A 12,495-nucleotide genomic window follows, 5' to 3' on the forward strand; every position below is an offset into this window, starting at 1 on the left:
GCGGCCGTCCGGAACGGCAACGGCAGTTCCTTCTTGGACTCGTCCAGCTCCTGCTGCGCCGCGTCCTCCTCACCCTCCCGGACAATAAACCCGCCGCCTACCGAGAAGAACGTGGCGGTGTGCAGGATCCCGTCCTCCGCATCAGAGACGGTGAACGTCATGCCGTTGGTGTGCCGGGGCAGGATGGTCAGCGGCCGCAGCACCATGTCCTTCACCCCATACGTCAGCGGAACAGCGCCCGCCAGCTGGAGGATTCCAGTCTCCGCGATCCCGGCCAGGCGTTCCTCCACCTCGTCCGGCAGGATCAACTCCGGATGAAACCCCTCCAACCCCAGCAGGATGGCCGTCATGGTGCCGTGGCCGTGGCCCGTCGCCGCGAGCGACCCATAAAGATCAACCCGCAGCGACGCCACCTCAGCCAGCATGCCGGAGGCCTTGAGCTCCTCGGCAAACACGGCGGCAGCCCGCATCGGCCCCACAGTATGCGAACTCGAAGGCCCGATCCCAACAGAGAAAAGGTCAAAGACTCCAACAGCCATTACTTGTCCTAACTAAGAATGTGCGTGGGTTGCGTGGTGGGTGACCGAATTCCTCCGCGTGCTGCTCCTTCGTCGCTCTGACGCACGCTTCCGGAATCCGCTCGCCCACCTTCGGCCTGTCACCTTTGCCGCCAATCACTGACTGCCTGACTCCGAAGGGGACGGACGGGGCCCCTTCGGGTCCGGACTCCGGCAGCATGCGTCTAAGGGAGCGTCACGTCCGCTCAGCGGGCGTCTTCGCGACCGAGCATGCAGTGGAGTTCGGACCCGACGGGCCTTAAGCCAGCCATAGGGTTGTTAGGCGAGGTTCTGGACGCCCGGGTAGAGCGGATGCGCGGCGGCGAGTGCCTCGACGCGGTGACGCAGCCCCGAAAGGTCGGCGTCGGCCGTCAAAGCCTCGGCGATGATGTCCGCAACTTCGCGGAACGCAGCCTCACCGAAGCCGCGCGTAGCAAGGGCGGGTGTGCCAATCCGGAGGCCGGAGGTGACCATCGGCGGGCGGGGGTCGAACGGGACGGCGTTGCGGTTGACCGTGATGTCGATAGCCGCGAGGCGGTCCTCGGCCTGCTGCCCGTTGAGCTCGCAGTTGCGCAGGTCAACGAGGACCAGGTGCACGTCGGTGCCGCCCGAGATTACGCTGATGCCCTTGGCGGTGACGTCGGGCTGGACCAGGCGCTCGGCCAGGATCCGGGCGCCGGCGAGGACGCGCTCCTGGCGCTCCTTGAACTCGGCCGAGGCCGCGATCTTGAACGCCACGGCCTTGCCCGCGATGACGTGCTCCAGCGGGCCGCCCTGCTGGCCGGGAAACACAGCCGAGTTGACCTTCTTGGCGATGTCGGCGTCGTTCGTCAGGATGATGCCGCCGCGCGGACCGGCGAGGGTCTTGTGCGTGGTGGACGTGGTTACGTGCGCGTGCGGCACCGGTGACGGGTGCAGTCCGGCGGCCACAAGCCCGGCGAAGTGCGCCATGTCCACCATGAGGTAGGCGCCCACGGAGTCTGCGATGCGGCGGAACTCGGCGAAGTCCAGCTGCCGGGCGTAGGCGGACCAGCCGGCAACGATCAGCGCGGGCTTGGTCTCCTGCGCCAGGCGCTCAACCTCGGCCATGTCCACTGTGTGGGTGTCCTCGCGGACGCCGTACGGCACCACGTTGTAGAGCTTGCCGGAGAAGTTGATCTTCATGCCGTGCGTGAGGTGGCCGCCGTGGGCCAGGTTCAGGCCCATGATGGTGTCGCCGGGCTTGATCAGCGCGTGCATCACCGAAGCGTTGGCCTGCGCGCCGGAGTGCGGCTGCACGTTGGCAAACTCCGCGCCAAACAGTGCCTTGATGCGGTCAATGGCGAGCTGCTCGACGACGTCCACGTGCTCGCAGCCGCCGTAGTAGCGTTTGCCCGGGTAGCCCTCGGCGTACTTGTTGGTCAGCACCGAACCCTGCGCCTGCATCACGGCGACGGCGGTGTGGTTCTCGGAGGCGATCATCTCCAGGCCGTCGCGCTGGCGGGTGAGTTCGTCGTCGATCTTTGCTGCGATCTCGGGATCCAGCGCGGACAGGTCGGCGTCCAGGGACGGGGAGACGATCTGGTCGAAGGCTGCCGTTGTGGTCATGCCCGCGCCGCTCACAGCTCGCCGCCGTTAGCTGCCGCGTACTCTTCGGCGGACAGCAGGGGGCCTTCTTCGGTGACGGCCACCTTGAACAGCCAGCCGGCGCCGTAGGGATCGTTGTTGATCAGGGCGGGATCGGAGACCACCTCGTCGTTGATCTCCACAACCTCGCCCGTGACCGGCGCATAGAGGTCGGAGACGGACTTGGTGGATTCAACCTCGCCGCAGGTCTCGCCCGCGGTGACCGTGGAGCCAACCTCCGGCAGGTCCACGTACACGATGTCGCCGAGGGCTTCGGCGGCCACGGCCGAGATACCAATGTTGGTGGGGCCGGATCCGTCAGCAGCAACCCATTCGTGCTCGGCGGAGTACTTCAGTTCAGCAACAACTTTTGCCATGTGTATTTCCTTAGGTTCGTGTCTAGTGTTTAGAAAGTGAGAGAGCGTTGGGACAAACCGCGCATCAAGTGAGAGAGCGTTGGGACAAACCACGCATCAAGTGAGAGAGCGTCGGGACAAACCGCGCATCAAGTGAGAGAGCGTTACTTCTGGCGCTTGTAGAACGGCAGCTCTACTACTTCGAAGGGCTCGGGCTTGCCGCGGAGGTCGATGTCCAGGGCGGTGCCGGGTGCTGAGTGTTCGACGTCGACGTAGGCCAGGGCGATCGGGTAACCCAAGGTGGGGCTCGGCTGGCCGGAGGTCACTTCGCCCACGACGTTGCCGTCCTTGAGGACCGGGTAGTGGCTGCGACCGGCGCGGCGGCCCAGGCCCTTGAGGCCCACCAGCTTGCGGCCGGAGGTGGAGCCGGCGCCCAGTTCCTTGAGCTCGGCCAGCACGGCCCTGCCCACGAAGTCCGACTCCTTCTTGAGTGAAACCACGGGGCCCAGGCCTGCGGCGTACGGGCTGCCCTCGCGGGAAAGCTCGTTGCCGTAGAGGGGCATGCCGGCCTCCAAGCGGAGCGAGTCCCGGCAGGCCAGCCCGGCAGGGATGAGCCCGTGGCCCTCCCCAACTTCCAGCAGCGCGTCCCACAGGCCGGCCGCGTCCTCGTTGGGAATGTAGATTTCGAAGCCGTCCTCGCCGGTGTACCCGGTGCGGGCCAGCAGCAACTCCTGTACTGTGCCGTTGACGGTAATCCCTACCTCCACAGCCGCGTAGTACTTCAGCTCCGTCACCAGCGGGTGCTGTTCAGCGGGGACCAGCTGGAGCAGGATGGCCTCGGCGTTCGGTCCCTGCACGGCGATGAGGGAGGTCGCGGCGGAAACGTCATTCACAACCACGTCGAAGGCGGCAGCCCGCTCAGCCAGTGCGGCGGCAACGACCTTCGCGTTGCCGGCGTTGGGGACCACCAGGTATTTGGCTGTTCCATCCGCAGCCGCGGGAAGGCGGTACGTGATCAGGTCGTCGATGATGCCGCCGTCCTCCTGGCAGATCAGCGAGTACTTCGCTTTGCCCACGGCCACCGCGGACAGCTTGCCGGCCAGGGCGTAGTCGAGGAACGCCCCGGCGTCCGGACCGGTGACCCAGACTTCGCCCATGTGGGAGAGGTCGAACAGGCCGGCGGCGTTGCGCACGGCGTGGTGCTCTGCCAGTTCGGAGTTGTACTTCAGGGGCATCTGCCAGCCGCCGAAGTCCGTGAAGGAAGCGCCGGCAATCTTGTGCTGCTCGTAGAGCGCGGTGTAGTTCTCGGTCATCACAGAATCCTTAGTTCTCAAATTCGGAAAGCGGCGGGCAGGAGCAGACCAGGTTGCGGTCACCTGCCGCGCCGTCAATGCGGCCCACGGGCGGGAAGTACTTGTCCTGCCGAAGCGAGGCCACCGGGAAGGCTGCCTGCTCACGCGGGTAGGAACGGTTCCATTCAGAGGTGACGACGGCGGCTGCCGTGTGGGGTGCGTTGCGCAGGGGGGACTTCTCCACCGGGAAGTCGCCGTTGGCCACCTGGTCGATTTCGGCACGGATGGCGATCATGGCCTCAATGAAGCGGTCGATCTCTGCAAGGTCCTCGGACTCCGTGGGCTCCACCATCAGCGTGCCGGCCACCGGGAACGACAGCGTGGGTGCGTGGAAGCCGAAGTCGATGAGGCGCTTGGCAACGTCCTCGGCCGTGACGCCGGTCCTGGCCGTCAGGTCGCGCAGGTCCAGGATGCACTCGTGCGCCACCAGGCCGCTCTCACCCGTGTAAAGAACCGGGAAGTGCTCGTCGAGCCGCGCGGCAACGTAATTCGCAGCGAGCAGGGCGGACTTGGTGGCCTCGGTGAGGCCGTGCCCGCCCATCAGCTTCACGTACGCCCACGAGATCGGCAGCACACCGGCCGAACCGAAGCGGGACGCTGAAATCGCAACCCCGTGCCCGTCCTCATGCGCAGCTTTGTTGGCGTCGCCCGGCATAAACGGTGCCAGGTGCGCCTTGGCAGCAACAGGTCCGACGCCGGGTCCGCCGCCGCCGTGCGGGATGCAGAACGTCTTGTGCAGGTTCAGGTGCGAAACGTCGCCGCCGAACTTGCCCGGCTGGGCCAAGCCCACCAAAGCATTGAGGTTCGCGCCGTCAACGTACACCTGGCCGCCTGCCGCGTGGATGGCATCACACACCTCGCGCACATCTGAGTCATACACGCCGTGCGTTGACGGGTAGGTGATCATGATGGCCGAGAGGACGTCCTTGTGGGCCTCGATCTTAGCTGCGAGGTCGGCGTGGTCGATGGTGCCGTCAGCGGCGGTGGCCACCACGACAACCTTCATCCCCGCGAGGACCGCGGAGGCGGCGTTGGTGCCGTGCGCCGAAGCGGGAATGAGGCAGACGTTGCGCTGCTGGTCCCCGCGCGAGTGGTGGTAGCCGCGGATCGCCAGCAGGCCGGCCAGCTCGCCCTGGGAACCGGCGTTGGGCTGGATGGACACCTGGTCGTAGCCCGTGATCTCTGCGAGATCAGCTTCCAGGCCGGCAATGAGTTCGCGCCAACCGGCTGTCTGCGAGTCCGGAGCGAACGGGTGGATCGAGGCGAACTCCGGCCAGGAAATGGCCTCCATCTCGGCCGTGGCGTTCAGCTTCATGGTGCACGAACCCAACGGGATCATGGTGCGGTCCAGCGCCAGGTCCCGGTCGGAGAGGCGGCGGATGTAGCGCAGCAGCTGGGTCTCAGAGCGGTGGGTGTTGAACACCGGGTGCTGCAGGTAGGTGGAGGTGCGCAGCACCGACGCGGGCAGCTCAAACCCGGCAGCTTCCACAACGGGACCGGCGCCAAAGGCGACGACAACCGCGGAGAGGACCTCCGGCGTCGTGGTTTCATCGACTGACACGCCAACTGTGTCCGCATCGATGAGGCGCAGGTTGATGCCGTGTGCTTCGGCGGCGGTGATCACTTTGGCGGCCTTGCCGGGCACGCGGACGGTGAGGGTGTCGAGGAACGTGTCGGACACCAGTTCGCGGCCGGCGGTCTTCAGCGTGGCGGCCAGGGCGCGGGCGTTGGTGTGGACGGTTTCGGCGATTGCCTTCAGGCCGTCGGGGCCGTGGTAAACGGCGTAGAAGGACGAGACGATGGCGAGCAGCGCCTGCGCGGTGCAGATGTTGGAGGTGGCCTTCTCGCGGCGGATGTGCTGCTCGCGGGTCTGCAGGGCCAGGCGGTAGGCGGGGACACCGGCGTTGTCCTTGGAAACGCCCACGATCCGGCCGGGGAGGGTGCGCTCCATGCCCTGACGGACGGCCATGTAGGCGGCGTGCGGTCCCCCAAAGAACAACGGCACGCCAAAGCGCTGGGTGGAGCCGACGGCAATGTCCGCGCCCTGCTCGCCCGGCGGGGTGATGAGGGTGAGGGCCAGGAGGTCGGCGGCGACGGTGACCAGGGCCCCGCGGTCCTTGGCCTCGGCGATGACGGCGGACTGGTCCCACACCCGGCCGGAGACGCCGGGCTGCTGGAGAACGACGCCGTTGATGTCGCCGTCGGGCAGTCCGTTGGTGAGGTCGGCGATCTCCACCTCGAAGCCGAGGGCTTCGGCGCGGCCCAGCACGATGGCGATGGTCTGCGGGAGGAGGTCGGCGTCCAGGACGGTCTTGCCGTCCTTGACCGTCTTGGACTTGTTTGCGCGGCGCATCAGCAGCACGGCTTCGGCGACGGCGGTGGCCTCGTCCAGTAGGGAGGCGTTGGCCACCGGGAGCGCGGTGAGGTCCTGGACCATGGTCTGGAAGTTCAGCAGTGCTTCGAGCCGGCCTTGGGAGATTTCCGGCTGGTACGGGGTGTACGCGGTGTACCAGGCGGGGGCTTCGAGGATGTTGCGGCGGATCACCGGCGGGGTCACGGTGTCGTAGTAGCCCTGGCCGATCATCTGCACGGCCGTCTTGTTTTTGCCGGCAAGCTTGCGGAGTTCGGCGAGGACCTGGACTTCGCTCAGTGCGCTCTCAAGGGTGAGGGGCTTGTCCTGGCGGATGGAATCGGGGACCGCGCTGTCGACGAGGCCATCGAGGCTGTCGTAGCCGACGGCCTTGAGCATCGTGTCGATGTCGGACTGGCGGCGCGCGCCGATATGGCGATCTGCGAAGGTGGTTGGGGACGATTGAACCGTCATGAGAGGAACTCCATAATTCAGGTGGTGCCGAAGCACCACGTTGATTCGGGTTCCTCCCCGCTCTGTATTGGACCTGAGAGTTTTGCGTTGCTTTGCTGTTCAGCAGAGCGCCACTTGCACCGTCGGTGAGCCCGGTTTCCCGGACTGCTTTCCAGAGTTGCCTTGCCGCGGCGGTACGTGGGCCTGAGAGATTCCTGGGGAGGATTTGCTCCTACGGCGCCTGCAGAACGTACCGGCAGGACTCTCCCGCCGCAGATCATAAGCACGTGCCACTGGTGGGTGACACGGCTCACACCATACCTGGTTGCGGGGCTGGATGCAAAACGGGGTTGCATTTTCAGGTGGGCTTACGACGGCGGGAGGTGCCGCCGTCGCCCTCTCACCGAAGCGCGGGTCAGGGGGTCCTGGGGCTGGCTTTGGTGCCGATCCGGTACCCGGCCCAGAATGCCAGGACGAGCAAACCGACGACGGCGATTGCCAGGCCGGCCTGCGTCCCTGGCGTAACGAACGCCAAGCCGCTTCCGCTGAAGGGCTCGTTGCTCAGCGGCGCGTAGGCGAACCAGCCAAAGCTGGCATTTTGGCTGTTGCTCCACGCGACGAAGCACCCCACCAGCACCACGGCGAGGGCCGCTACCGGCAGGACAGCTCCACGGAAGCGGGCAAGTCTCGGCGTTTTGTGTGCGTCAGGTGTGTTGTTTTCCCCCATGCAGGCGAGTCTAGTGGTGCTGTTGATAGTTACCCCGCCGCACCGGACAGACGACGGCCGCTGTAGCTAGGCTGGGCGGATGTTGACCATCGGCAGCACCGTCCTTGGCGTCAATGACGTCGCCCGCGCCACAGCTTTTTGGCATGCCGCCCTCGGCTACGTCCCCCGGGAGCCCGGGGATGAGACCTGGATAATCCTCGTGCCAGCGTCGGGACCGGGAGCGCAGCTGGCACTTATGCTGAGCGAGACGCCCGTGCAGGACCACCCTCGCATCCACCTGGATTTGTATGCGGACGACCAGGCAGCAGAGGTGGAGCGGCTGATCTCGCTCGGTGCCCGGAGCGTCGACTGGGACAGGTATCCGGAGGACTCCGACTTCGTGGTGCTCGCCGACCCTGACGGGAACCGCTTCTGCGTTATCGACCAAAGCCCGCGGTAGCACCGCCGTCGAACTTTGTGCCGGTGATTCACGTTCCGGCGCTGGAACCCGCCCTCCGGGAACAAGCGCGCACGCCATCGCGTTGGCATACCTACGAGCGGCATTCCCATGCGGCGGCACCCAACAGAATGGAACCACATGGTCAGGGCTATCTGGAACGGAAAAGTCATCGCCGAATCCACGGACACCGTGGTGGTGGAGGGCAACCATTACTTCCCGCGTGACGCAGTAAATGCGGGCTACCTCAGGGACAGTGACCTCTATTCGGTCTGCCCCTGGAAGGGCAAAGCCAGCTACCACTCGCTGGAAGTGGACGGAAAGCTGAACGTGGACGCGGCCTGGTACTACCCGGAGCCCAAGGCACGCGCCAAACAGATCGAGGACCGCATCGCCTTCTGGCGCGGCGTGACCATCGAGGCGTAGCAGCGGAAAGCAACGGGCGACGGCGGGACTTCCCGCCGCCGCCCGTTGCTTTTGCCAGGGCCCACCATCGCGCCCTCGGCCTGCAATCCCGGCTACGCCGCCAGCGGAAGATCGAACAGTTGCTCGGCGAGCCGGATGAGGTGGCGGGGAGCGTCGGTCTCTTCGCCGGGGTTTGTGTGGCCCAGGAACATGGCGGTTCCGTGGATGGTTTCGTCGAGATCGATGCCTGCTTCACGGATGAGGACTTCGGCCCGGAGGTTCTCGGCGTACCTGATTCCCTCGCTGTCCAGGTAGGCATGCCAGTCAGTGCTGGCAATACGCCCTACTTCCCCTGCAGCCACCCGCTGTAGTGCTGCAAGGTCCAGCTCCACGGTTTTGATGTGGACCGGATGAACGAGGCGGGCAGGGACCACTAGGGCATTGACGGAAGTGTTCATGGTGTTGTCCTTGTAGCTGAAAAACGAGGTTTAGGCGCCGCTGGTGAATGGCGAAAGCGAAATGGCGCAGGCGGGATGGCGCGGGCAGCCGACCGGGCTAGGAGTCCCGTTTCGGCTGCCCGCTGGCTTGATCAGCGCTGGTTTTTGCGCGGCTTTACGAAGTTAATTTCACTGGTTTCGTTTTTAGCTCTTTTGTCGGCTCTTTTTTCGAGGATCGACTTGCCGGCTTTTTTAGCGGCGCCGCTTTTCGGGGATTTTCCGGACATCGGAATCACGCCTTTCTGTGCTTTGCGTTACCCGATACCATACCTACTTTTATTTTTTATGCCAGTCCTTGAAAAACCTGTTCCAGCGGGCGTCCCGCAGCCCCGACGCGGGGCCAGGGAGTGTGACGAGTACGGTTATCTCCTTTTGCACTTCATGACAGAAGATTCGCTCTTAGTCTTTTCCTGTCAACGGTCGCAACTAAAGCCGGAAATGCACTGAATTTGCATCGTCCTTTTCTGCTGCCCTAAGAAATTCGCGACTCCAAGCGGCTTTAGGACGTTTGGTCCTATCCTGGCGAGAATTAGGTAGAAGGCAGCCCCGGGATCATCATCGGCCAGAGTTCCGTGGGGTCAAAGATTTGCCGCTTCTTCCTCAGCCAGCCTGACCATGCGAAGCTCGTCCTCGATCGCGCGCGACGGCCAATAGTCTTTCGACAGCTCACTTGCCCGGATTCTGTCTGCCTCCGGGAAGAGCTTCGGGAGCAGTCCGGACGCCTGAAGCAGTGCGATCAGCACGATGATCCTGGCATCGGGTGCCTTGGGAACGGGTTTGGCGCCGGGCGGGTTGGGGCCAGGCTCCGTGGCGCCAGGCCTCCCGCCATCCGTGGTCCCCGCACCGGGTGCCCCGGTTGCCGTGGTATCCGGCACCTCGAGGTTGGACGGTGCGCCGTTGAGCGCGGCCTGGACCCTTTTCAGCAGCGCCGCCTCGGGCGCATGGTCCTTCTCCGGGAACCGCACGGCCCGGAACCGGCCCAGGTGCTTTTCCCCGACATGCTCCACGATGCCCAGTGACACCAGCCCGTCGTAAACGCGCAGCACTTCGGCGCGGCTTTCCAGCACCGAGACCCACCACTTGGGAGTGTGGGGCCGGGATTTGCTGCGGATGAGTTCCAGCTCGTGCTGGTAGTCCGTTACCGGGGCCGTGCCAGTGGCCCTGACGCGCTTCCCCTGCAACTCGATCGCGCCGAGCAGGTCCAACTCGGCCAAAATCGCCCCTGCCACCGTTGTCCTAAGTGCGAACAGCGGCACTTCAGGTTTACCGTTCTCGTCATTTGTGGCCAAAAGCAGGAAAGCTTGGGGAAGGCTCAGCTCCACAGATCTAGGTGTTTCAGCATCCATAGCATCATGGTGGACCGGTTGGGCAGCCACCACAATGGGGATTTGCAGGCGGGGGCCCTAACTTTCAGCGCCCGGCTGCCCCGCCGGGCTGATGACAGTGCCTCCAATACGACAGCGCGCGGGCCGAGGAACCCCCGGTTAGCCTATCCGGGCAGGACTACCGTCGTCTCGATTTCGATGAGCAAGCCGTCCATTGCGAGGCCTGTGACGCCCACGATCGTCTGGGCAGGATGATCTGACGACCCCTGAACTTCCTCGATAGCTGCCGTGATCGTTTCGTACTGCGTGGGCTGCAGGGTGTAGATGGTTCGTCGATAGACGTCCTCCCACGAAGCCCCGATGCTGTCCAGGGCTGTCTTGATGTTGCGCATGGCGGCCTTGGTCTGCTCACCAAGGTCGTCGCCGCCGACGAGGGCGAAGTTGGCATCAAGCGCGACCTGGCCCGATAGAAACACCAGTCCTGCGGCAGGAGCGGTGACAACGTGCGTGAATCCGGGCGCCGCATGAAGCTCTTTGGGGTTCAATAATTTTCGGTCTGACATTGGAAACCCTTCTTTCCATCTGGGTAGTGCACACTGTTTGCCGAGCCCTGGTGATCTCAGCCAACATCACCGCGTAAAGGTCCCAAGTCCGGTTCTGTTGTAGAAGTCCAGGGTGACGCTTGGTGAGGAGCCGCCGATTGCCGCTGCAAAAATCGCACCGGCCAGGCCGTTGCCGTTCTCTCCGATCGATTCAAAGCTAAACGTATCGCCGTCAAAATGGGTGAGCGGGAAAGTGGTGGGGCTGCCGGCCGGCCCCATTCTCATGGCCAGCTTCCCGCCCTCTTCGAAGACCAGCAAGGGGCCGTAGTAGGAGTTGTCATAGGTGCCTGAATAGGCCCTGTTTGGCTTGGCGGGCGAGGGGTTGGCGGGAACCTTGGTGTAGTCCACCTCAGGCTTGCCGGCCTCGTCCTGTTGCTTGAAGATGCCAGAGATAAAGGTCAGCCAGTCGACGGTGGGCCGCCCGTGCTGGGCCGTATCCATAAAGTCGGCGTTGATTGCTTCAGGAATCCCTTGCGGGCGGCCGTTGGTCAGGGCCACAATGGCCAGTTGTTCGCCGGGGAGCATCGACACAGCGGTGGCTGCGCCGAGGTTGAATGCCCCTGAGTGTCCCAGCTGGACGCGGGCCTGGTCATCGTAGGAAACGTTCCAGCCCAGCCCGTAGAAGCGGGAACGGGCAGCAGGAGCCGACGCCGGACCGGAGAAGGCATGGGGAACGTGGGTTGTTTGGAGGGCAGCGGAATCAATAACCGGCTTGCCTTCGTAGGTGCCGTTGCCCAGCTGCAGCCGGAGCCACTGGGCGAGGTCCCGCACGGATGAACTCGCGCCCCCGGCGGGAGCCTCGGCGTCAGGGGCGCGGCGGTATTTCGCTGCCCACTCCTTGTTCCCAAGCGGCACATGGAGCCTGGCCTTGTTTTTGGTTTCCTCAAAGTCCGAGAGCCGGTAGCTCGATGCGGACATGCCCAGTTGGCGGAACAGGATCTCCTCGGCCAGATCCTCCCAGGTTGTCTTCATCGCGTCGGCTGCGGCCTGGCCAGCCTCGGTGAAGCCGAAATTGCTGTAGTTGTAACTCGCCCGGAAGGTATCAAGGGGCTGCTGGTTGAGGTGGCTGAGGATGTAGGCACGATCGAACCCGAGGTCCTCCAGCAGATCACCCGAACTCGTCCGCAGTCCACTGCGGTGGGACATCAGGTCAGCGAAGGTTGCATTACGGGTGACGTAGCCATCGTGGAACGCGAAGTTCTTGTTGTGCTCCATAACGGGGTCTGTCCATTCGATGACCTGTTGTCCCACTACCCCTGCCACCACGGTGGAGGCCAACGGCTTGGATACGGAAGCCACCTGGAACACGGTGTCAGGTGTGATCCTTTCGGGCTTCCCGACTTCCCGGACCCCGAAGCCCTTGGCGTACACCACCTCGTCCCGGTACACCACGGCGACAGCCACGCCCGGAAGGCCGGTACTTTCCATGGCGTCCTGAATGAACTCGTCAAGCCTTTTCAGGGCGTTATCCACTTTCGCCCGGTCCAGCAGTGGTTCGACCTGCCTGGGCGGGGCAGGGAGCAGTGATCCTGGTGCAGGCTGTGCAGCCGTGCCGGCGGAAGGGGACAGGAGGGGTAAACCGGCTGCCCCGGCCACCCCCATCCCGGCGGTCTTCAGTACGGTACGCCGGTTCGGGAAAACGGAACCATTATCCATGTCGAATCCTTGATCAGGCGGTGGGCGTTTCAGTAGGCCCCAGCCTTCCCGACAGCCTCAATTCTGGACCCCGCGCTGCAGGCAGGCAATGGAAACTGCGGAAGTTGGGTAGGCCTGGGTGCCAGGCGGATCAGCGGGCATAAGCTGATACCACCAGTTCCCTTCCAGCACGCG

General features: G+C 64.4%; 13 protein-coding genes and 2 riboswitches. Of the genes, 2 read left to right on the top strand and 11 right to left on the bottom strand.

The genetic code is table 11. The annotated features are described in order from the left end of the window. The 6 genes from M8J71_RS06185 to M8J71_RS06210 form a co-directional block, all read right to left on the bottom strand. A partial coding sequence (locus M8J71_RS06185) for a serine dehydratase beta chain (RefSeq protein WP_305478661.1) occupies nucleotides 1-539 on the bottom strand: 539 nt, incomplete at its 3' end. Between the two features lie 297 nt (nucleotides 540-836). After that, complete coding sequence (gene glyA / locus M8J71_RS06190) at nucleotides 837-2,144, bottom strand: serine hydroxymethyltransferase (protein WP_256247092.1); 1,308 nt, start codon at nucleotides 2,142-2,144, stop codon at nucleotides 837-839. Nucleotides 2,145-2,155: 11 nt separating this feature from the next. Continuing rightward, a complete protein-coding gene (gene gcvH, locus M8J71_RS06195; protein WP_163166083.1) occupies nucleotides 2,156-2,539 on the bottom strand; it encodes a glycine cleavage system protein GcvH in 384 nt (127 codons plus the stop codon). Nucleotides 2,540-2,682: 143 nt separating this feature from the next. Then, nucleotides 2,683-3,831 (bottom strand): glycine cleavage system aminomethyltransferase GcvT, encoded by a 1,149-nt coding sequence (gene gcvT, locus M8J71_RS06200; protein WP_256247093.1) that lies wholly within the window; start codon nucleotides 3,829-3,831, stop codon nucleotides 2,683-2,685. Between the two features lie 10 nt (nucleotides 3,832-3,841). Then, nucleotides 3,842-6,694, bottom strand: coding sequence for an aminomethyl-transferring glycine dehydrogenase (gene gcvP / locus M8J71_RS06205; RefSeq protein WP_256247094.1), 2,853 nt, complete (start codon nucleotides 6,692-6,694; stop codon nucleotides 3,842-3,844). A 52-nt stretch (nucleotides 6,695-6,746) separates the two neighbouring features. Beyond that, a riboswitch (glycine riboswitch) is annotated at nucleotides 6,747-6,854 on the bottom strand. Nucleotide 6,855: 1 nt separating this feature from the next. After that, a riboswitch (glycine riboswitch) is annotated at nucleotides 6,856-6,953 on the bottom strand. A 135-nt stretch (nucleotides 6,954-7,088) separates the two neighbouring features. Continuing rightward, entirely contained in the window at nucleotides 7,089-7,400 is a 312-nt protein-coding gene (locus M8J71_RS06210) for a hypothetical protein (protein WP_256247095.1), read from the bottom strand. A 79-nt stretch (nucleotides 7,401-7,479) separates the two neighbouring features. Here M8J71_RS06210 and M8J71_RS06215 point away from each other — a divergent pair, with 79 nt between their 5' ends. Both M8J71_RS06215 and M8J71_RS06220 read left to right on the top strand, forming a co-directional pair. After that, nucleotides 7,480-7,839 (top strand): VOC family protein, encoded by a 360-nt coding sequence (locus tag M8J71_RS06215; RefSeq protein WP_256247096.1) that lies wholly within the window; start codon nucleotides 7,480-7,482, stop codon nucleotides 7,837-7,839. A 138-nt stretch (nucleotides 7,840-7,977) separates the two neighbouring features. After that, nucleotides 7,978-8,262 (top strand): DUF427 domain-containing protein, encoded by a 285-nt coding sequence (locus tag M8J71_RS06220; protein WP_256247098.1) that lies wholly within the window; start codon nucleotides 7,978-7,980, stop codon nucleotides 8,260-8,262. Between the two features lie 92 nt (nucleotides 8,263-8,354). Here the strand turns inward: M8J71_RS06220 and M8J71_RS06225 are convergent, their stop codons facing one another. The 5 genes from M8J71_RS06225 to M8J71_RS06245 form a co-directional block, all read right to left on the bottom strand. Beyond that, nucleotides 8,355-8,699, bottom strand: coding sequence for a hypothetical protein (locus tag M8J71_RS06225; protein WP_256247099.1), 345 nt, complete (start codon nucleotides 8,697-8,699; stop codon nucleotides 8,355-8,357). Nucleotides 8,700-8,830: 131 nt separating this feature from the next. Next, nucleotides 8,831-8,965 (bottom strand): hypothetical protein, encoded by a 135-nt coding sequence (locus M8J71_RS06230; RefSeq protein WP_256247100.1) that lies wholly within the window; start codon nucleotides 8,963-8,965, stop codon nucleotides 8,831-8,833. Between the two features lie 351 nt (nucleotides 8,966-9,316). Further along, nucleotides 9,317-10,084, bottom strand: a complete 768-nt coding sequence (locus M8J71_RS06235; RefSeq protein ID WP_256247101.1) for a GOLPH3/VPS74 family protein — start codon at nucleotides 10,082-10,084, stop codon at nucleotides 9,317-9,319. Between the two features lie 143 nt (nucleotides 10,085-10,227). Further along, on the bottom strand, nucleotides 10,228-10,626 hold the full coding sequence (locus tag M8J71_RS06240; RefSeq protein WP_256247102.1) for a RidA family protein: 399 nt from the start codon (nucleotides 10,624-10,626) through the stop codon (nucleotides 10,228-10,230). 66 nt (nucleotides 10,627-10,692) lie between these two features. After that, complete coding sequence (locus M8J71_RS06245; RefSeq protein ID WP_256247103.1) at nucleotides 10,693-12,321, bottom strand: serine hydrolase; 1,629 nt, start codon at nucleotides 12,319-12,321, stop codon at nucleotides 10,693-10,695. Nucleotides 12,322-12,495 lie beyond the last annotated feature (174 nt).

Origin of the sequence: Pseudarthrobacter sp. R1 (assembly GCF_024494415.1) — a bacterium.
GTDB lineage: Bacteria > Actinomycetota > Actinomycetes > Actinomycetales > Micrococcaceae > Arthrobacter.

Coding starts and splice junctions, on each gene's coding strand:
- M8J71_RS06210 (WP_256247095.1), bottom strand. CDS start 7,400: ATGGGGGAAAACAACACACCTGACGCACACAAAACGCCGAGACTTGCC.
- M8J71_RS06245 (WP_256247103.1), bottom strand. CDS start 12,321: ATGGATAATGGTTCCGTTTTCCCGAACCGGCGTACCGTACTGAAGACC.
- M8J71_RS06235 (WP_256247101.1), bottom strand. CDS start 10,084: ATGGATGCTGAAACACCTAGATCTGTGGAGCTGAGCCTTCCCCAAGCT.
- M8J71_RS06230 (WP_256247100.1), bottom strand. CDS start 8,965: ATGTCCGGAAAATCCCCGAAAAGCGGCGCCGCTAAAAAAGCCGGCAAG.
- M8J71_RS06225 (WP_256247099.1), bottom strand. CDS start 8,699: ATGAACACTTCCGTCAATGCCCTAGTGGTCCCTGCCCGCCTCGTTCAT.
- M8J71_RS06240 (WP_256247102.1), bottom strand. CDS start 10,626: ATGTCAGACCGAAAATTATTGAACCCCAAAGAGCTTCATGCGGCGCCC.
- gcvP (WP_256247094.1), bottom strand. CDS start 6,694: ATGACGGTTCAATCGTCCCCAACCACCTTCGCAGATCGCCATATCGGC.
- glyA (WP_256247092.1), bottom strand. CDS start 2,144: ATGACCACAACGGCAGCCTTCGACCAGATCGTCTCCCCGTCCCTGGAC.
- M8J71_RS06215 (WP_256247096.1), top strand. CDS start 7,480: ATGTTGACCATCGGCAGCACCGTCCTTGGCGTCAATGACGTCGCCCGC.
- gcvH (WP_163166083.1), bottom strand. CDS start 2,539: ATGGCAAAAGTTGTTGCTGAACTGAAGTACTCCGCCGAGCACGAATGG.
- M8J71_RS06220 (WP_256247098.1), top strand. CDS start 7,978: ATGGTCAGGGCTATCTGGAACGGAAAAGTCATCGCCGAATCCACGGAC.
- gcvT (WP_256247093.1), bottom strand. CDS start 3,831: ATGACCGAGAACTACACCGCGCTCTACGAGCAGCACAAGATTGCCGGC.